Source organism: Pseudomonas sp. JL23 (genome assembly GCF_056933585.1).
In genome coordinates, this window is sequence record NZ_CM167795.1 from 6,563,201 (window position 1) to 6,582,487 (window position 19,287).

Sequence of the window (19,287 nt, forward strand, 5' to 3'; positions counted from 1 at the left end):
TCAGCGCCCATTACGCCGGTATAGCTCAGTTGGTAGAGCAACTGACTTGTAATCAGTAGGTCCCGGGTTCGACTCCTGGTGCCGGCACCATTCAAGGTTCCATAGAAAGCTTTCACAATCTCTGGAACCCCCGAAAAACCCGCCTTCTGGCGGGTTTTTTCGTTTTGGCGTTCCGTCGGATTCCGAGGGTAACCAGCGCTAATAAGGGTAGTTTTAAGGATAGAGGTCCGTTTCGATATCGGAGACTACCCTTATGGCCCGCACCACTGCCCCGCTTACAGACACCGCCTGTCGCACGGCAAAGCCCAGAGAGCGCGAATACAAGCTCTTCGACGGCGACGGTCTTTACCTGCTTGTGCAACCCAACGGCCGCAAAGGCTGGCGGCTCAGGTACGTGAAACCCGATGGCCGTGAAGGCCTGACCGCCCTCGGCAGCTACCCGGTGGTCGGGCTCGGCGACGCACGCCGCAAGCGCTTCGAGATCAAGCAGCAGCTCGCCAACGGCATAGACCCCATCCAGTACAAGCAACAAACCAAGACTCAGGCCGTGATCAACGGCCGGACCTTCGAAAGCGTTGCGCTCGACTGGTATGCGAGCATGGTGCCGAAGTGGGCGCCCGGCCACGCCAAGACTGTGCTCAGCCGATTGAAGACCCACGTGTTCCCTTTAATCGGTGCCAGAGCAATCGTTGAGCTGGACACCCACGACCTCATGCAGCCACTAGAAGCCGTGACGAAGCGCGGCACCATCGACGTGGCGCTCAGGATCAAGAATTACCTGCAAAGCATCATGCGCGAAGCCAAACGGCTGCGACTGATCACGGCGAACCCTGCTCACGACCTCGATGGCTCGATCAAGACACCACGGGTAACTCACCGGCCCGCACTACCCTTATCGCGGCTGCCAGAGCTACTGGCATGCATTGAGGACTACAGAGGTCGCCCGCTCACGCGTCTCACGGTGATGCTGTCGTTGCATGTATTCGTACGCTCCAGTGAACTGCGCTTCGCCCGTTGGAATGAGTTCGACCTCAAGCGCGGAATCTGGGAGATCCCCGACACCCGCCCGGCGCTGGACGGAGTGCCCTTCTCCACAAGGGGTACGAAGATGGCCGGTGACATCCACGTTGTACCCTTATCGCCGCAAGCAGTGGCCTTGCTTGAGCAGATCCACGCGATCACCGGCAAGTTCGACCTGGTGTTCGCGGGAGATGCCAAACCGTGGAAACCAATGTCCGAGAACACAGTGAATGCCGCGCTCAGGACGATGGGCTACGACACCAAGTTAGATATCTGCGGCCACGGATTCCGAGCCATGGCGTGCAGTGCGCTGGTCGAGTCCGGGCTGTGGTCAGAGACGGCCATCGAACGGCAGATGAGCCACAAGGAACGCAACAACGTGCGGGCCGCTTATACCCACAAGGCCGAGTTCCTCGAAGAGCGCCGGATGATCATGACCTGGTGGAGCCGGTTTCTGGAGGCGAACCGCGAGGACCATGTGACGCCGCATGAGTTTGCCAAACAGACGGGCGAGAACGTAACGCGCCTTCGCAGTGCCAAAAGGACCGAGTAACCCGCCGCGCCACCACCTCAACTCGCTGTGAAGTTACCCACAGCACCGCATGAAGCTCCTCCGCGCAGGTCCTTTCAAACGGGGCTGCAAAGCCGCCCCGTTTGAAAGGACCATACCTAAGAAAAAACTGCTGGCACAGCTTACGTCTGTGGAAAACCACTGATGTCCACCGGGGGATAGTTTTATCCACAGGCGCTAAATCCCTGATATCGCGATGCTTGACGAATATTGTCCACAAGCGTAGACCGGGAGTCGCAAGAGCTGTCGATGACAGCACCCCAGGTGACCCGAACCTTTAAGGTCACGCCGCTCCCGCGGTGGTTCACCCGCAAGTACGATTCGCATCCGGCAGCTCGTACGGTCACTACCCATGTGATGGATGCCAACTCAATATCGTTGCCCCTGCGGCAACCCACCCTACCCATCTGCTCAGCAGCAACCTATCCGCTTGGCCATTTCGCGTGCGCCAACCTGCGCCCGTCTCTTTCACTGGAAAGAGACGGGCGCTCCTGACACTGCTGCAGCCCTGATCGCACATGGCTCAGCCGCAATTCCCCTCGTGACAATTGGCGTGACAAACACCGATGTCACCAGCAACAGCCATGCAGATGATGGTGCCGCAGACCAGGGAATGGACTGCACCTGACTGACAGTCAGGCATGCCCCGGTCATCGCATTGCTGCGTTCACCCGACTCAGGATCTCGCGGCACTGGTCTCGTCAGCCAATGCAGCCTCCACCCGCCCACCGGTAACGGTGCTCAGGAGGCCAGATCATGAGATGCCCTTGCTCCCGGTTGTAAGGAGCCGCCAGTCCCGCGTAGAGGACGTTCCCCACAGGTCGCAGGGGCCTTGATCCCTGATAACACTCAGCATTCTTGGCGGGATGACGTGGGGCGAGGACTGGAGAGCAGAAGTTCAGGTGTTTGATATGGCTTTGGTAGATACGCGACACAGCGTCGCTATTTACGGCAGCCGAAGACAATCCAGACTGAAATTGCAGAGCGCTGGGGGGGCAGACACTTGCGGTACTTGATGGATTCGCGAGCCATTTGAATACGCTCCCTAGAGCAGCACCTGCAACATTAGACCTGGACTCTAACATGATAGATACATCAAAGATAACCAACAATGAAAACAAGCTTATCCAGCCTTTTGAATTACTGATAATTCTAGTATAAACTCCAGATTAAACTTAAAGAAAACGGAGAAAAAATGAGATACAAAATCCCATGTAAGGAAGCAGGTTTTTATCCATCGGTACTAGCTATTCTTGAGCGGATAAATGTAGACGACTTAGAACCAAACTCAAAATACTACCATCCGGCAGATACCTTTTTGCTAGCATTCACAGATGCTGTTGAATGCCTAAGTCGACTAGCTGACAGGATTACCAACGAAATGGAGTTAGCTCGTTCCGGGAACAGAAAAAAATCGCCTGAGGATACTTTGGTAAGAATGGATAACATTCGACTAGATGTGTTTAGCATGATTTTTCATTGTGGAAACTTCATTGAGGCGTGCCAAACAATAATAAAAACCCTGATTCATGACAATACAAAGTCCGCTGGAAAAGCAGCGAAAGAATTTAACGCAATGACAGAGCCTTACAGGAGCCACGTATCCAAGATAATAAATGAAATAAAGCACAAACATCGCCGAGTTCGAGTGCTTTCAGCTGATTGGGGTGAGAATATAATTCTCGGATACTATATTGAAGGAGTGGTGGAAAAAGGGCTTATCGGACCAGACCCACTAATTCACAAACGACATGGATCTATCGCAACCGGCTACTCTTTGAACTGGGAGCTTCAGAACCACCTCGTGAATATGTATTTTACCGCAATGTGTCTTGAATCCGCCCTCAGCAAAGCTATTCCTCACATAAAAAACTTAAAAGCAGCTAACGAAGTAGCCAGCAATAAAACACTGAATGAAAATTTGTCGCGGCATTTAAGCAAGATTTCCGAGATCCCAGCACTTTACTTACCAAACGAGTTTTCCGGCGCTCAGTACTCCGTGCTTAAAAAGGGTGACAACTATGAGCTTTCAAATAGCAACGACAAAAAACCTTTAAATAAAAAAACACACCCTATGAATGTAAGCCTGTCTACTCGAGTGGGACTTTTTAATCTGGGAGTTGAAATGCCTTACTACTTACCTGAGCCGGTGAGCAATGCTCTGATAAATAAGTTTCACAAAAATTGAACAAATTGAGGCGTAAACCGTGGCGTTATGCGAATTCGTAACAACTCGCACAACGCCATCAAAGTTTTGAAGCCTATTGGACTGCAGGCATTAAAACAGAAACTCAAACCTCAGAACATGCTCACTTACTTCAGGAACAGATCGACACAGGAGGTTGTAGATTTCTTTTAGCTCTTCAATTTCGCCCGGGGTCATAGCCAAATGAGGAAAATGTCGCGCCATGTATTTATCGATCACCCCTAGAACGCAAATCATTGTCAGAGCCCTGATCGCTAGCAATAAGTCGCAGTATTCTTTCTTGAAAGACGGAAGGCAATCCGCCAGCATTGGCAATGTTAGTCGATCCGCTGGGTGATGCTGGTACGCTAAAGAAGAAAAATTCTGGAGATCCTCTTTGGATATTAGATGCGCAACTCCAGTGAGCAGACTATAAATATCTTTAAGCTGCCTCTCCAACACCTTAATATTAGGTGCGCGATCATTACTCCGGGTGTCATTGAATACGTGAATGAGTTGAGTAAGTGATTCGATCTCTTGTCTAAGCAAACAGCAGGCTTGAGAATAAGCCCCTTCAGTGACAGCTAGTTCAGATATTCTTAGCCCTGAAACGTAACACGCTACTAGAACCTCAAATTCTCTACGCTTCTCATCCACTTCTATGTGAAATCCGAAATCACTCTGCTTTCCCATACATTCGAACGAGCATAGCTTTCTTATTCTCTTGCTTAAAATATTAACTATGTTCCAACTCAGTTCAGTTAACGCTGAAAACCGGATCGAATTTTCGTGATTCTCTTTTGAAGCCTTATCAATCATAATACTAAGTACAGAGTAACTCATGCGAACCTCTATAATTATTCAGCCGTGTCTAACCTCTTGTATTTAAATGAAAGAAGCTGACGTGAGCGAGTATGGCTGGCCCATACTTAAAAAACAACTAGTTACTATGCAATGAATGGATTTAGTATATAGATATACCTTTGCAAAATTCAAGATCGCCCCAAAGCTTGCTGCACAACAATCGTGCTGATTGTTCGCGACCGGCGATTAGAAAAACCTCCACCACGCTTGGGTGGCCGGCTATGAAGCTAAATAACGGCTCACGTCACAATAAAAACTTCTACTATAAAAAAGAGAGCTAGGGAGGATAGTTTTAGGGGTAGAAGTAAAAAGCACAAATAAGTAACTCAAATAAATCATATATTTATTATTTTTTTCGACTCCTGGTGCCGCACCATACGCAGTAACAATAAAGGCTCACCGAAAGGAGAGCCTTTTTCGTTTGCCTTGTCCTGTCCCGCCAGAAATACGCGTCACACCTTCTTGATCCCAGCCATTAGCGCTATGGTAACAATCTGTTTCAAGTAGCTTCGCCCCCAACCAGGAGGTCCCCATGCTCGGCATCGTCCAATTCCCGCTATTCGTGCTGGCAGTCGTCGCCCTCAACGCAACCCCAGGGCCCGATATCGCCTACGTAGCAGGCCAAAGCATGGTTCACGGTCGACGCGCGGGGATTCTCTCGGCATCCGGCGTAGCCCTGGGCGGTTGTCTGCATACGATTTGCTGTGCCATCGGGCTGACAGCGCTGTTGGCTACGTCGCCTTCTGCGTTTACTGCGATCAAGTGGCTGGGTGGTCTGTATCTGATTTATCTGGGGGTGCGGACGCTTTTTTCGAAAGTCTCCACGGATGAGCTGCGCCCCGATATCCCACTGTTGAGTAATCGGAAGCTGTTGTTTCGCGGCTTTCTGACCAATGCGTCCAATCCCAAGGTCCTGCTGTTTTACGTGGCCTTCTTTCCGCAATTCGTCACCCCGGACAGCGCTGACAAGACAGCGGCGTTTCTGGTGTTGGGTGCAGTTTTTGTTGTCCTGGGGTTTATCAATGACGTCGCCGTTGCGTGGCTGGCTGCCAAGGCCATGGGGGCTGTCAGTGGTCGGCCGCAGATACGGAAGTGGATTGATCGGGTGATTGGTACCACGTTTATCGCGATGGGTGTTCGGCTGGCGCTGACGCATAAATGAAGCATCAAGAACGGGTCTGACAGGTCATGTCTTTATGGACGAATAGTCGGACCTTCAACACCGGAAAGGCTCACCGCAACGTGGGCCTTTTTTGCCTTGCATGACTCGTATCAAAGCCCTCTGACAGCCATTCAGCATCCTATCCGTAAGACCACAAAACCCCGCCATGTAGGATCCATCTGAACTTTCTGTCCCGTCGTTTTCCCGCCTTGCGCGAGGCCCAAACCGGCCTCTAACCTGCCGCCGCGGTCACTTGGCGACCGTATGCAAGGCCGTTGCCCTCGCGGGTTTCGGCTCAACCATTTTGGGAATTTGATCATGCAAGAGACAACAAACTCGACGACGAATGTCGTCAATTTGTTCAATCAGAAAAAGGGAGGTATCACGCCTCAGGACTCGCTGGGGTTTGCGTCTGATTACCTGACCTGCGCCATTGCCGTGGCGACTCGTCTGGCTGCTTACTTGCCGGCGGAGTCGCAGGACAAGTCGCGCAAGATGTTGAGCCTGCTCAAAGAGGCGCAAGAGTTGATCAAAGGCGCTATCGCGATGATGCCGAGTCCATCGACGCGGTAAATCGCCGGTAACACACGGTTGAACGGGAAAAGGCTCACTTTTTAGTGGGCCTTTTATTTGCCCGGTTTTTGACGAATCAGCAAACAAATAGAAACCAATCGTCAGCCCCAAAACCCCCGCCCTGTAGGACGCTTCTGAAGTTTGCGTATACCCTCTTTGCCGTGTTGCGTCGCTTGTAAATCACGGCCTAATCTCCCGGCTCGCTGCATTTCGCAGCCGGTTTTGACAGACCGATTCACTTAGCCGCAACACCCGCCAGGCAACGCTATGGCGGCTGTATGTGGGGCACACGTATGTGCGCCGGTTTGCTGGGTGGCCGGTCTGTCAACCCGCGTACAGCCGCCACCCATTGGTTGACAGCAAAGGGACGGTTCAACCATTGAAGGAAATTCGATATGTCCGGTTACACGCTACACACCCACAGCAAGAATCCCTTTTTCGATCTGAAAGAAATCCACACAACCCTCTCCCTGCTCCCCCACACGGCCGCAGAGCCCATCCTGCATAAGCTGTCGTCGTTAAATAGCGGATTGGAAGCACTGAGCCAGACCCTCCAGAGCGCCACTGATGTAAGCGATGCGCTGGCGCTGGTGGTGCTGATGATGGACAGCGCGTATGACCGCAAGCTCGATGCCGAGCAGGTGCGCTGTTTGCTCGCGCCGTTGCAGGAGAAACTGGGCAAGGCGGTTGAGGGGATGAGGTTGGTTATGTAGCAAAATCAGGTGAGACCGGCGCCAGACGAGAGTACGCCTTCCCGGCTGAAGCCGGTCCCACAGGATAGGTATTTCAACCGAGGTCAATTCACGGAATCAAAATCACCTTATCCCCCGCCCCTTCATTCACTTCGGCATAGCGTTGCAGCCCTTGGCTCAGGGGTGTTTCCAGCAGGCCGTCAGGCAGTGGCAGCAGGCCCTGGTCGAAGAATTTGCCGAACTGCTCGAGCATGCCCGCGCAGGTTTCGCTGTTGTAGAGCAGGGAGTTGATGCCCACCACACAGCCGCCTTTGCGGTACAGGGCCAGGGCCGGGAGTTGCACGTGGCCGTCTACCGGGGCGGCGATGATGGCGATGCGGCCGAAAGGCGCCAGGGCGCTGACAGCAGCGGGCAGCCAGAAGCCGGTGGTGTCGAAGATCACGTCGGCGCCGCCCTTGAATACGGCGTTGACGCTGGCACCCAGGTCTTCGGCCTTGTCCAGCAGGATGCCTTCATAGCCTTGGGCCTGTAGGGCCTTGAGTTGTTCCGGGCGGCGTACGGCGGCGAGGATCTTGGCCCCGAGGATTTTCGCCAAGGCCAGGGTTGCGCTGCCCACTGCGCCGTTGGCCCCGATCACCAACAAACGCGTGTTTGCGTCGACCAGGCTGCGCTGCAACGCATCCCAGGCTGTGGTGTAAGGCACGCCAAGGCTGGCGGCCTGGGCGAAGTCCAAAGCCTTGGGTTTATGCGCAACGCCTTTGGCAGACAGGGTCAGGTACTGAGCGTGGGAGCCGTCGCGGAAGAAGCCCAAGTCACGGCCGGTGCCCCAGACTTCCTGGCCGATCAGGTCTTGCGGGCCTTCGACGACGACACCGGCAAAGTCGCGACCGGGAATGCGCGGCAAGGTGGTGTAGGGGAAACGACCGAGGACGTTTTTCACGTCGCTGGGGTTCAGGCCCGCTGCCTTGACCTCGACCAGCACTTCACCTTCGGCAGGCACAGGCTTGGCCACTTCAACGAACTCCAGCGCTGCGAGGTCGCCGGTACGGGAAAATTGCAGTGCGTTCATGGTGTCTCCGGACGTCAGAAAATTCACAAGAAAGGGTCAGGCAAACCAGTGGGCGAACAGCTGTTTGCCCATAGGCCAGAGTTGTTCACCGAGCTGCATGCCCAGCAGGCCGACCAGCGCCACAGCCGGTGGCGCGGGCGAGCGGAAGTCGAGGACGCCGTACAGCAGGCCGACGGCGGTGCCGATGGCGAGGGAAATGAGATAGCTCATAAGAGGCTCCGTGCATAAGCATCGCGTGGCGATGCATCAGGTATGCGCAGAGTGTAAGGACGGGGCGAAAAAGCTATCGGCCAAGGACTTCTGAATTTCGGCCAGCTTGTCTCAGGCCTGGCTGACCGGGTACTGCGAAGGCGCCATGCCCAGCTCGCGGCGGAACATGTCGCTGAAGCTGCTCGGCGAATAGCCCAGGGAGCGAGCGATGGCGCTGACCGGCACGCCCTGAATGATTTCCGCCACGGCGGTGGCCAGTTGCACCTGACGGCGCCACTCGGCGAAGCCCATGCCCAAGGCACTCTGGAACAGCCGCGACAGGGTGCGCACACTGGCCCCGGCATTTTCCGCATGTTGTTCGAAGGGGATATCGAGGGAAGGATCGCTCATCACTGCCTGACAGAGATTTTTCAGGCGCCTGTCGGAATCGTCCGGCAGGGGGATTTTCAGCAGCGAGCGCCGGGCCCGTTGCAGTTCGAGCAGGGCCAGGCCCACCAAAGCGTCGTAGTACTCGGCTTCCTGATCCCGATCCAGAGCGACAAGGCCGAGAATCAGCTCGCGCATCAACCCGCCCACCTCGAACACCTGCACGGTCTTTTCCATCGTCGCGGCAATGGCCGGGCGCAGGTAGATATTGCGCATCTCAAGGTCGGTGACCACGCGAATCCCATGAACCACCCCAGGCGGCAGCCACACCGCCCGCTGCGGCGGCACGACAAACGCCTCTACAGGCGTTTCCACCCACATCACCCCGGACGTGGCGTAGAGCACCTGGCCCCAGACGTGCTCATGGGGCTCGATAAAGCGCCCACGAGGGTAGGTCCGCGCCAGGGGCTGCACGGGGACGGCGATATCGCTGAGGTCAGGGGGTGCGGCGAGGGCCATGACGGATCTGGCTTGAATAGAGTTGTTACATGTTAGCGAGATAGTTGGCATCGCGGTCAATCATGCGCCCTTTTACGGCACAAACTGACAAAAAAACGCCCCGACAAGTCGAGGCGTTTTTTCAGCTGCCGATCTTTAGAACACGTTGATCGGATAGTCAATGAAGATACGGGTTTCGTTACCTTCACTGTTGTAAGCACTGGCGTTGTCAGACACGCGCAGCCACGAATTACGCAGGCGCACCGACAGGTCTTTGGCCGGGCCGCTCTGGACCACATAGCTCAGCTGGCTGAACAGTTCGCGCTCTTCGCCGTTGCCGCGGTTGGTGCCATCGTCGATGTTGTCGCCGCGCACGTACGCAACCTTGTAGCTCAGGCCCGGAGTGACCAGAGTGGACAGGTTGATGCCGTAGCCCAACTGCCAGGAGCGCTCGTCCTTGCCGTTGAAGTCGGACCAGTAGGAGTTGGCCAGATAGATGCTGTTGCCGCCATCGCCCGTGCCGCCGGCGTTGCGGTAGCCGCCGTAGTTGTAGCCGGTTTCACCGGTGCTGCGCTGGTGCGCGATGGTGAAGGAGTGGATGCCTACGGCCCAGGTCGCAGCCAGGCTCCAGATCTTGTTGTCGCGCGCGTCGTCGACGGCGAAATCACGATCCAGCTTGGTCTTGTAGCCGTTGAAGTCCAGGGTCAGGGACTGGCTTTCTGGCAGGGCGAAGACGTAGTTCAGGTTCAGGTACTGCTTTTTCAGCACGTCTTCGTCGTCGGAGCCGTAGAACGAGGCGCTGAAGGCGTCGGTGAACTTGTAGCTGGCACCGTAGACGTTGATGCTCTTCAGGTCGCCGCTGTCACGGCCTTGGGCGCTCTTGCGGGCTTCCTGGGTGAAACGACCGGCAACGATTTCCAGGTCCTTGATTTCTTTGGAAGAAATATAGGTACCGGTGTAGCTTTCCGGCAGCAGGCGCACGTTGTCGTAGCTCAGCACCGGCAGTTGCGGCATCTGGTCGCCGTACTTGATGGTGGTGTTGGAGAAGCGTGCCTTCACCGCGCCGCCCAGGCGACCCAGAGTGTCGGCGGCTTCGCCGCTGTCGCCTTGCTTGAAGAAGTCGATGCCACCGGCACCACTGCGGCCTTTGCCGCCGTCCAGACGCACGCCATACAGGCCGAAGGCGTCAACGCCGACGCCGATGGTGCCCTGGGTGAAGCCGGAGCTGAAGTTGGCAGTGAAACCCTGGCCCCATTCGCTACGGTCGTCTTTGCCGTTCTTGTAGTCACGGTTGATGTAGGCGTTGCGCAGGAACAGGTTCAGGCTGCTGTCTTCGACGAAACCCTTGGCATCGGCCTGACCTTCGGCCATTGCCTGGCCAGCGCCCATGATGCTCATGGCGAGCAGAGCGAAACGTGCATTAAACATCTTGTTTTCCTTAGGCAGATTAATCACGCGCGCTGTGGCGACGGCCCTGTTCGGGTGTCTGATGCTTGCTCGCGGCACAAGGGGCCGGTAGGGCAAGCGGCACGAAATCATCGCAGTGGACTACTGATGCACGTTTATGGCACACGGCCACAGGCGGAGGACGCGAATCCTAGCCGTGGGTCGTGGAGGTGTCAATTTCGCGGGTTACAGAAAGATTGCAACCAGTTTGCGAAATAGCTGGAAAGGGGTGCGCTCAGTCCTTGAGCACATTAAGCAAAGCTTCAAGCTCGACGTCGTCGATCAAGCCTGCGGGGTAACGTTGCAGCAGCATCTGCCGAACGTCCGGGCGCTGGGGCTTGGAGGTTTTCGTCGTCCTTAACCAATCCGCCATGAGCTGGCGAGCTTCGCTACTAGCAGACAGACCACGAGCGCGATGCGACTCAATACCTGCGTTCATAGGACAACCTCTTGGTGCGTGAGGGGCTAAATGTACGTGCGTTTTGTTACAGAGAAACGAAACGACGCAATACCCGCCGTCGGCTAATCGCGGGAATAAACGCGCAAAGCGTTACCCACAAAAAAGCCCATCGTCGGATGGGCTTACCACAGCAAGAACGAGACCAACTCCGTAACGGGGACGTTACGAGCCGGTTACTTTTCAGGCGATATGGGGGGCGGGCTGCTGCTGTGTCAGGCAGTGAATATTGCCGCCACCCAGCAGCAGTTCACGGCCGGGCACCATCACCACCTCGTGTTCAGGGAAGATTTGCTGGAGGATTTTTCGTGCGGTTTCGTCGAGAGGGTCGTCGAAGCTGGGCGCGATGATGCCGCCGTTGACGATCAGAAAGTTTACATACGAGCCGGCCAAACGCACCGAAGGGTCGCGCTCCTGGCTGCCGTGCACTTGATCGACGCCTGCGCATTCTTCTTCGGTGGCGAACAACGGACCCGGAATCGGCATCTTGTGCACGATGAACGGGCGGCCCTTGGCATCACGGGAGTTTTCCAAAATACCCATTGCTGCCTGGCAACGTGGGTAGTTGGGGTCTTTGGGATCATCGGTCCAGGCCAGCAATACTTCGCCCGGACGTACGTAGCAGCAGAAGTTATCCACATGGCCGTCGGTTTCGTCATTGAACAGGCCGTCGGGCAGCCAGATGACTTTATCCACAGCCAGGTTGTCGCTCAGGACCTGCTCGATGGCTTCGCGGGTCAGGTGCGGATTGCGGTTGCGATTGAGCAGGCACTCTTCAGTGGTGATGAGCGTGCCTTCGCCGTCGACATGGATCGAGCCGCCTTCCAGCACGAAGCCTTCGGTGCGATAGCGCTGGCAACGCTCCATGTGCAAGACCTTGCCCGCCAGTTGTGAGTCGAGGTTCCACGGCGAATACAGACCGCCGTCAAAACCGCCCCAGGCGTTGAAGTCCCAGTCGACGCCGCGCACTTCACCCTGATCGTTGATGACGAACGTCGGCCCGGTATCGCGGACCCAGGCGTCGTTGTTACTGATTTCCACGACGCGGATATTCGGCATGTCGAGGCGCGCGCAGGCGTTGTCATACTGCGCGGCGGACACCGCAACGGTCACCGGCTCGAAACGCGCAATGGCCTTGGCCACGGCGACATGGGCGCTCTGCACCGGCTTGCCGCCAAGGCGCCAGTTGTCCGCACGCTCGGGCCAGACCATCCAGGTCTGGGTCTGCGGCGCCCACTCGGCAGGCATATGGAAGCCATCGGCGCGTGGGGTGCTTGTAAGTGTGGTCATCGATCAAGGCTCCAGGGGCGGCTTACCACCATAGCAGGCGGGGTGTGACAATCTTTGGCGGCTTTTATAGCCGATATAAATCCGTCTTAAAACATTAAAATCAAGGAATACCGTAAATAACCCTTAAATAAACAGATATTAATCTGTCATTAGTGTCGTTGGAGCGAGGCTTAGGTCGTGAGCTCTGTGAGCACCCTGGAAACCCTCTCCACAAAAAAATCCACACTCTGGCGTGTCGTGCACATCGGCGGTTTGATTTTGAGGATGTTCAGGTAATCCCCGGTCGGTTGCATAAAGATGCCCAGTTCGCGCAAGCGTTCGCACAGGGCGGCGGTTTCTTCGGTGGCGGGTTCCAGGGTCTGGCGGTCGCGGACCAGTTCCAGGCCCAGGTAGAAGCCCATACCGTGCACTGCGCCGACCAAGGGGTGGTCATCAGCCAGGGCTTCGAGGCGGGCCTTGAAGTGGTCGCCGGTTTCCCGAGCGTTTTCCCACAGGCTTTCCTGCTCCATGACATCAAGCACCGCCATGCCGATCGCACAGCTGACCGGGCTGCCTCCTGCCGATGAGAAGAAATAGCCTTCAGCTTCCAAAGCTTCGGCGATTTCGCGGCGGGTGATCACCGCGCCCAGCGGATGGCCGTTGCCCATGCCCTTGGCCATGGTGATGATGTCCGGCACCACGCCCTGCTCTTCGAAGCCCCAGAAGTAGTGGCCCAGGCGGCCATAGCCGACCTGGATTTCATCGGCGATGCACACCCCGCCGCGCTCGCGGATCTTCTGATAAACACTTTGCAGATAACCTTTGGGCAGAGAAATCCCTCCGGCATTGCCGTACACCGGCTCACAGATAAACCCGGCGACCTGACGCTGTTGCGCATCCAGTTTTGCCAGCACCTCATCGACGCTGCGCACGTACTCGGGACCGCTGTCCGGGCCACGGAATTCGCCGCGCCAAGTGTTCGGCGCCATGACCGGATGGACCCAGTCCGGGCGGGTACTGAGGGCTTGCGGGTTGTCGGCGATGGAGGTGGAAATCGCGTCGGTGGCTACCGTCCAGCCGTGATAGGCCTCCAGCACGCTGAGCATGTCGCGCCCGCCGCTGTAGGCCCAGGCCAGACGAATGGCCAGGTCATCGGCCTCGCTGCCGCTGTTGACCAGAAAAACCCGGTCCATGCCCTCAGGCGCCAGTTTCAGCAGACGCTCGGAGAATTCAGCAATCGACGCATAGTGAAAGCGCGAGTTGGTATTGAGCAACGACCACTGGCGGCTGGCGACCTGGGCCATGCGCGGATGACCATGGCCGAGCACCGCGACATTATTGAGCATGTCCAGATAGGAGCGCCCCTGCATGTCGATCAGGTGGTTGCGCCAGCCGCGCTCGATCTGCGGTGGCGCCTGGTAGTAATGCTTTTGCGAACGGGCAAAGCTGGCGTCGCGACGCGCGAGCAACTGCGCCGAATCGGCCAGGGCCGGGGCGTCGCAATCAAAGCCCAGCAGTGCCGCAGGTGAAGGGCACAGGGTTTGCCAGGCCGCCGCCCAGGCGGGTTGGGCAAACAGCGGTGGGCTGAGTTCGGGTTGCGTACAGAGTTGCACCAGTACCGTGCCATTGGCCAGGCCAAGCACACCACCTGCGGCCACCTCACGGCCCATGCCCAACTCGCCGGTTGCACCCCACAGGCGCAGGCTCAGCTGATCGCTGCTCAAGAGCAGCGCGGCATCGGCGGTCTGACGCAGGGTTCCGGCGAACGGTGCATGCAGGGCCGTGCCCGCAGGCAGGTATAACTCCACATGCAGGGCGCAGGTGTCCGGTTCATCGGAGCTGTCGGGGCGAGTGCGCGACAAGCGATATTCACCGTAGCGGCTGCTGGCCTGGCCGGTCTGTTTCGCGGCCTGCTGCAACAGGCGCTCGTCGATGCCCTCCTGTTCCCAGTTGCCCGCGCTGAAATGCTCACTGAGTACGCCAAGGTCGACCAGAGTGAAGGGTGCACCCTGCAACCCTGGCAGCAACGGCGTCATAGCCAACGAGGGCGACGGGGGTGCAACCATTCCCAGTGCCGACAGAATCGCTGCCTCCATCAGGGCCATCGGCACCGAGGTGGCGACGTCGAAGATATTCCATTCACTGGCCAGGTTGGCCTGGATATAGGTGTTACCCGGCTCGACACTGGCCTGTTGTTCGCTGCTCAGTACCAACACCGCCGAGCGGGCGACGATCAGCGGCCATAAGGCCTGCAACTCTGCCAGGCTCAATGGGTTGATCGCGTGATAAGCGTGAATGGCCGGGAGGATATACAGCGGATCGCCATCGGCATGGTGCAGCAGCGCCGCACAGGTCACCGACAGATCGGCAATGCGCCAGGTGCTGACCAGATCGCCGAAATCGATCAGGCCTTGCAGCTGCCACTGGCGCTGTTCATCACGGGCCCAGACCACGTTGTATTCGGTGATATCCAGATGCACGGCCTGAATCGGCAACGCCGGGATCAGGGGCAGCAAACGCTGATGAGCCCGCTCGGCAGCAGCGGCGATGCAGTCCCGCGCGTCAGAGTCGGTGAGCACCGGCAATAGGTGCTTGATCAGGGCCTGGGCATGGCGTGGGTCCCATTGCAGGATGCGCTCAAGGCCGGGATGACTGAACCCGGCCAGGGATTGGTCCACCCAAGCGCAGAGTTCGCCCAGCCCCACCAGCACATGCCGGTCCAGACGCGGCAGATGAGCCAGGGACTGACCGTCGATAAACGACAGCAACCGAACATGGACCGGCTGATTGCCGATTTCCAGTGACAGCAGCTCTTGCCCATTACTCGCCTCGACCACTGCTGGCACTCGCGCCGCCGATTGCCGGTGCAGATGGCCGAGGGCGGCATGTTGCGCGGCCAGTTCAGTGGTCGAATACGCGCCATGGCAGATTTTCAGGACGTAGCGCCCCTGCCCCGTATCGAGCAGAAAGTTGCGGTCCTGCTGGCTGCCCAACTCGGTCAATGCGCCACTGAGGCCGTAATGCTCCGCAAGCAGTTGCGACGCTTGAGCGGCACTGACGTCGGGGCATGGCAGGCTGGAGCGGCGAATCAATGTAGCGAGCGGCATGGGGACCTCGGAAGCTGAATTAATAACAGTATTGTTTTGCAGGAGCGGCTACCCCTGTGGGACCGGCTTCAGCCGGGAAGGCATAGGCAGTATTAATACATTTTTATCGCCCGCCATACCGTCTTCCCGGCTAAAGCCGGTCCCACAATGTGGCGACAGTCTTTCAGGCCCGTAAACCGGCATTTTTATGACGTGCCGCGCGAACGCAATCAATATATTTCATCACCCGCCGATGGCTTCCTGGTCAATGCTGCTTGCGCGACCCGGCTTCGCCCCACAAGCTATGCTCCATAGCTCTTACGTCCAACAAGGAAGAAGGCCTACCTAATGCGCATACTGGTTACCGGCGGCGCGGGCTTTATCGGCTCCGCGCTTATCCGTCATCTGATCCAACATACGGACCATGATGTTCTCAATTTCGACAAACTGACCTATGCCGGCAACCTCGAATCCCTGGCCAGCATCGCGACCAACACGCGCTACGAGTTCGTCCAGGCCGATATCGTCGATCAGGCCACCGTAAGTGCGGTATTGGCGCGCTTTCAGCCCCAGGCCATCATGCACCTGGCGGCCGAGTCCCATGTCGACCGTTCGATCGATGGCCCGTCAGAGTTTATACAGACCAACATCGTCGGCACCTACAGCCTGCTCGAAGCCACGCGCCGTTACTGGCTGACGTTGCCCGAAGACGAGCGTGGGGCGTTTCGCTTCCACCATATCTCCACCGACGAGGTGTATGGCGACCTGCACGGCGTCGATGATCTGTTCACCGAAACCACGCCCTACGCGCCCAGTTCGCCGTACTCGGCCAGCAAGGCGGCGTCCGACCACTTGGTCCGGGCCTGGCAGCGCACCTATGGCTTGCCGGTGGTGATCACCAACTGTTCGAACAACTACGGGCCGTTCCATTTCCCGGAAAAGCTTATCCCGCTGGTGATTCTCAATGCCCTGGCCGGGAAACCGCTGCCGGTGTATGGCAACGGCCTGCAGGTGCGCGACTGGCTGTTCGTAGAGGACCACGCCCGCGCCCTGCTCAAAGTGGTGACCGAGGGCGCCGTCGGCGAGACGTACAATATCGGAGGCCATAACGAGCAGAAAAATATCGATGTGGTGCGCGGTATCTGCGCCCTGCTCGAAGAGCTGGCCCCGGAACAACGCAAGGGCGTGGCGCACTATGCCGACCTGATCACCTACGTGGTCGATCGCCCCGGCCATGATCAGCGCTACGCCATCGACGCCAGCAAAATCGAACGTGAACTGGGCTGGAAACCGCAGGAAACCTTCGAGACCGGCCTGCGCAAGACCGTGCAGTGGTACCTGGACAACCTGGAGTGGTGCCAACGGGTTCAAGACGGCAGTTACCAAGGACAAAGACTGGGTTTCACCGACCCCAAGGATCTGATCGCATGACCAAAGGCATCGTACTGGCCGGGGGCTCCGGCACCCGCCTGCACCCCATTACCCTCGGCGTTTCCAAGCAACTGCTGCCGATTTACGACAAACCGATGATCTACTATCCGATCTCGGTGCTGATGCTGGCCGGAATTCGCGAGATCTTGGTGATCTCCACGCCCCAGGACTTGCCGCAATACCGCAGCCTGTTGGGCGATGGCAGCCAGTTCGGCGTGCACTTCCATTACGCCGAACAGCCCAAGCCCGATGGCCTGGCGCAAGCCTTTCTGATTGGCGAAGAGTTTATCGGTGATGACTCGGTGTGCCTGATCCTGGGCGACAACATCTTCCACGGCCAGCACTTCTCCGAGCAGCTGCATCGGGCCGCCGAGCATACCTCCGGGGCCACGGTCTTCGGCTACTGGGTCAAGGACCCGGAGCGCTTCGGCGTGATCGATTTCGACGAGAACGGCAATGCCCTGTCCATCGAAGAAAAGCCCAAGGCGCCGAAGTCCAGCTACGCGGTGACCGGCCTGTATTTCTACGATAACGAAGTGATCCGCATCGCCAAGGACGTCAAGCCATCGCCACGGGGCGAGCTGGAAATCACCGACGTCAACAACGCCTATCTTGAGCGCGGCGACCTGCGCGTCGAGCGCTTTGGCCGCGGCTTCGCCTGGCTCGACACCGGTACCCACGACAGCCTGCTCGATGCCTCGCAATACGTGCAGACCATCGAACACCGTCAGGGCCTGAAGGTCGCCTGCCTCGAAGAAATCGCCTATCAGAACGAGTGGATCGACCGCGAGCACCTGCTCGAACGCGCCGCCTACTTCGGCAAGACCGGCTACGGCCAGTATCTGTTCAAGCTTGCAGGGGAACACCCGTGAATGTGATTGCCAGTGATTTGCCTGATGTGCTGATCATCGAGCCTAAAGTTTTCGGTGATGCCCGGGGCTTTTTCTATGAAAGCTTCAATGCCAAGACCTTTGCCCAGGCTACCGGGATCAGCACCGAGTTCGTTCAGGACAACCATTCGCGCTCGCAGAAAGGCGTGCTGCGGGGCCTGCATTACCAGATCGAAAACGCCCAGGGCAAACTGGTGCGGGTCACCGCAGGCGAAGTGCTGGATATCGCCGTGGATATCCGCCGCAGCTCCAAAACCTTCGGCCAGTGGGTCGGCGTGCGCCTGTCGGCGCAGAACCATCGCCAGCTGTGGGTGCCGCAGGGTTTTGCCCACGGTTTCGTGGTGCTCAGTGACTACGCCGAGTTTCTCTACAAGACCACCGACTACTACACCCCCGCTGCCGAACGCTGCATTCGCTGGGATGACCCCGAGTTGGCCATCGACTGGCAACTGGACCAGGCGCCACTGTTGTCGGGCAAGGACCAGCAAGGCAGTGACCTGAAAGACGCGGATCTGTTTCCATGAAGCCCATGAAGATTTTGATCAGCGGCCGCCACGGCCAGGTTTCCCAGGCCTTGCAACACAGTCTGGCGGATCTGGGCGAGTTGGTGGTACTGGGTCGCGACGAGTTGGACCTGGCGCAACCAGCGGCCATCGTCGAGCGCGTGCTGGCCCTCAAGCCGGACCTGATCATCAACGCGGCGGCCTACACCGCCGTGGATCAGGCCGAAAGCGATGCGTTGGCGGCGTTGCGGGTCAATGGTCTGGCCGCCGGTGCCTTGGCCACAGCGGCCAGAATGCTGGCGATCCCGCTGATCCACTACTCCACCGACTACGTGTTCGACGGCAATAAAGTCGGGCGCTATAGCGAGGACGACCCGGTCAATCCGCAGAGCATTTACGGCGCCAGCAAGTGGGCCGGTGAACAGGCCATCGCGGCGGTGGGCGGGCAGTACCTGATCCTGCGCACCAGTTGGGTCTACTCCACGGTCGGCAAAAACTTCCTGCTGACCATGCAACGCCTGCTGCAAGAGCGCGACGAGCTGTCCGTGGTCAGCGACCAGATCGGTGCACCGACCTGGGCAGGCACCATCGCCGCCAGCACCCGCCAGTTGATCGAGCGCTGGCAGGCCGGTCAGGCGGGTGAATGGGGCATCTATCACCTGACCGCAGAAGGCGAGACCTCGTGGTTCGGCTTTGCCGAGGCCATTGCTCAAGAATTGATCAATCAGGGCAAACGCTGCGCCACGCTCAAGGCCATTCCCTCCAGCGCCTACCCCACCCCGGCCACACGCCCGCTCAATTCGCGGCTGGATTGCAGGCGGTTGCAGGACCAATGGGGCGTGCATCAGGCGCATTGGCACGGGGCGTTGTTGGAGTGTCTGGCGGCGCAGGGCTGAGTATTAGCTTCCTCAAAAAACGCTGAATCGGCGACATTCTGTGGGACCGGCTTTAGCCGGGAAGGCGTATTCCCGGCTAAAGCCGGTCCCACCACCTGG

General features: G+C 57.7%; 17 protein-coding genes and 1 tRNA gene. 10 read left to right on the plus strand and 8 right to left on the minus strand.

From position 1 onward, the window contains the following. Positions 1 to 14 precede the first annotated feature (14 nt). From AC1Z24_RS30030 to AC1Z24_RS30040, 3 genes are all read left to right on the plus strand, one after another. Positions 15 to 90 (plus strand) — tRNA-Thr (locus AC1Z24_RS30030). Positions 91 to 253: 163 nt separating this feature from the next. Further along, on the plus strand, positions 254 to 1,573 hold the full coding sequence (locus AC1Z24_RS30035; protein ID WP_483743866.1) for a tyrosine-type recombinase/integrase: 1,320 nt from the start codon (positions 254 to 256) through the stop codon (positions 1,571 to 1,573). A gap of 1,213 nt (positions 1,574 to 2,786) precedes the next feature. After that, entirely contained in the window at positions 2,787 to 3,779 is a 993-nt protein-coding gene (locus AC1Z24_RS30040) for a hypothetical protein (RefSeq protein WP_483743867.1), read from the plus strand. A 90-nt stretch (positions 3,780 to 3,869) separates the two neighbouring features. Here the strand turns inward: AC1Z24_RS30040 and AC1Z24_RS30045 are convergent, their stop codons facing one another. Then, positions 3,870 to 4,619, minus strand: coding sequence for a hypothetical protein (locus tag AC1Z24_RS30045; protein WP_483743868.1), 750 nt, complete (start codon positions 4,617 to 4,619; stop codon positions 3,870 to 3,872). 553 nt (positions 4,620 to 5,172) lie between these two features. Here AC1Z24_RS30045 and AC1Z24_RS30050 point away from each other — a divergent pair. From AC1Z24_RS30050 to AC1Z24_RS30060, 3 genes are all read left to right on the plus strand, one after another. Continuing rightward, a complete protein-coding gene (locus AC1Z24_RS30050; RefSeq protein WP_483743869.1) occupies positions 5,173 to 5,802 on the plus strand; it encodes a LysE family translocator in 630 nt (209 codons plus the stop codon). 318 nt (positions 5,803 to 6,120) lie between these two features. Then, positions 6,121 to 6,375 (plus strand): hypothetical protein, encoded by a 255-nt coding sequence (locus tag AC1Z24_RS30055; protein ID WP_483743870.1) that lies wholly within the window; start codon positions 6,121 to 6,123, stop codon positions 6,373 to 6,375. A gap of 395 nt (positions 6,376 to 6,770) precedes the next feature. Next, entirely contained in the window at positions 6,771 to 7,088 is a 318-nt protein-coding gene (locus AC1Z24_RS30060; RefSeq protein WP_483743871.1) for a hypothetical protein, read from the plus strand. A gap of 88 nt (positions 7,089 to 7,176) precedes the next feature. Here the strand turns inward: AC1Z24_RS30060 and AC1Z24_RS30065 are convergent, their stop codons facing one another. From AC1Z24_RS30065 to AC1Z24_RS30095, 7 genes are all read right to left on the minus strand, one after another. Further along, positions 7,177 to 8,136: a quinone oxidoreductase family protein gene (locus AC1Z24_RS30065; protein ID WP_483743872.1), complete on the minus strand. Its 960-nt coding sequence runs from the start codon at positions 8,134 to 8,136 to the stop codon at positions 7,177 to 7,179. Positions 8,137 to 8,172: 36 nt separating this feature from the next. Then, the gene (locus tag AC1Z24_RS30070; protein WP_259104047.1) at positions 8,173 to 8,346 is read right to left on the minus strand and encodes a DUF1427 family protein; all 174 of its coding nucleotides are present in this window, start codon (positions 8,344 to 8,346) and stop codon (positions 8,173 to 8,175) included. A 111-nt stretch (positions 8,347 to 8,457) separates the two neighbouring features. Further along, the gene (locus AC1Z24_RS30075; RefSeq protein WP_483743873.1) at positions 8,458 to 9,231 is read right to left on the minus strand and encodes an AraC family transcriptional regulator; all 774 of its coding nucleotides are present in this window, start codon (positions 9,229 to 9,231) and stop codon (positions 8,458 to 8,460) included. Between the two features lie 135 nt (positions 9,232 to 9,366). Next, positions 9,367 to 10,638: an OprD family porin gene (locus tag AC1Z24_RS30080; protein WP_483743874.1), complete on the minus strand. Its 1,272-nt coding sequence runs from the start codon at positions 10,636 to 10,638 to the stop codon at positions 9,367 to 9,369. A gap of 253 nt (positions 10,639 to 10,891) precedes the next feature. Further along, positions 10,892 to 11,095, minus strand: a complete 204-nt coding sequence (locus AC1Z24_RS30085; protein ID WP_259104042.1) for a hypothetical protein — start codon at positions 11,093 to 11,095, stop codon at positions 10,892 to 10,894. A gap of 201 nt (positions 11,096 to 11,296) precedes the next feature. Continuing rightward, positions 11,297 to 12,403, minus strand: a complete 1,107-nt coding sequence (aguA, locus tag AC1Z24_RS30090) for an agmatine deiminase (RefSeq protein ID WP_483743875.1) — start codon at positions 12,401 to 12,403, stop codon at positions 11,297 to 11,299. A gap of 170 nt (positions 12,404 to 12,573) precedes the next feature. Then, positions 12,574 to 15,489, minus strand: a complete 2,916-nt coding sequence (locus AC1Z24_RS30095; protein ID WP_483743876.1) for an aminotransferase — start codon at positions 15,487 to 15,489, stop codon at positions 12,574 to 12,576. Between the two features lie 327 nt (positions 15,490 to 15,816). Here AC1Z24_RS30095 and rfbB point away from each other — a divergent pair, with 327 nt between their 5' ends. From rfbB to rfbD, 4 genes are read left to right on the plus strand one after another with little or no spacing between them, the layout of a single operon-like run. Then, positions 15,817 to 16,899 carry a dTDP-glucose 4,6-dehydratase gene (gene rfbB, locus AC1Z24_RS30100; RefSeq protein ID WP_483743877.1) on the plus strand — a complete coding sequence of 361 codons (1,083 nt, stop codon included), beginning with the start codon at positions 15,817 to 15,819 and terminating at the stop codon, positions 16,897 to 16,899. After that, positions 16,896 to 17,771 (plus strand): glucose-1-phosphate thymidylyltransferase RfbA, encoded by an 876-nt coding sequence (gene rfbA, locus AC1Z24_RS30105; RefSeq protein WP_259104036.1) that lies wholly within the window; start codon positions 16,896 to 16,898, stop codon positions 17,769 to 17,771. The genes rfbB and rfbA overlap by 4 nt, the downstream gene beginning before the upstream one ends. Next, a complete protein-coding gene (gene rfbC, locus AC1Z24_RS30110; protein WP_483743878.1) occupies positions 17,768 to 18,313 on the plus strand; it encodes a dTDP-4-dehydrorhamnose 3,5-epimerase in 546 nt (181 codons plus the stop codon). Before rfbA ends, rfbC begins: the two co-directional genes overlap by 4 nt. A 5-nt stretch (positions 18,314 to 18,318) precedes the next feature. After that, positions 18,319 to 19,188, plus strand: a complete 870-nt coding sequence (rfbD, locus tag AC1Z24_RS30115) for a dTDP-4-dehydrorhamnose reductase (protein ID WP_483743879.1) — start codon at positions 18,319 to 18,321, stop codon at positions 19,186 to 19,188. The last annotated feature ends 99 nt before the right edge of the window (positions 19,189 to 19,287 follow it).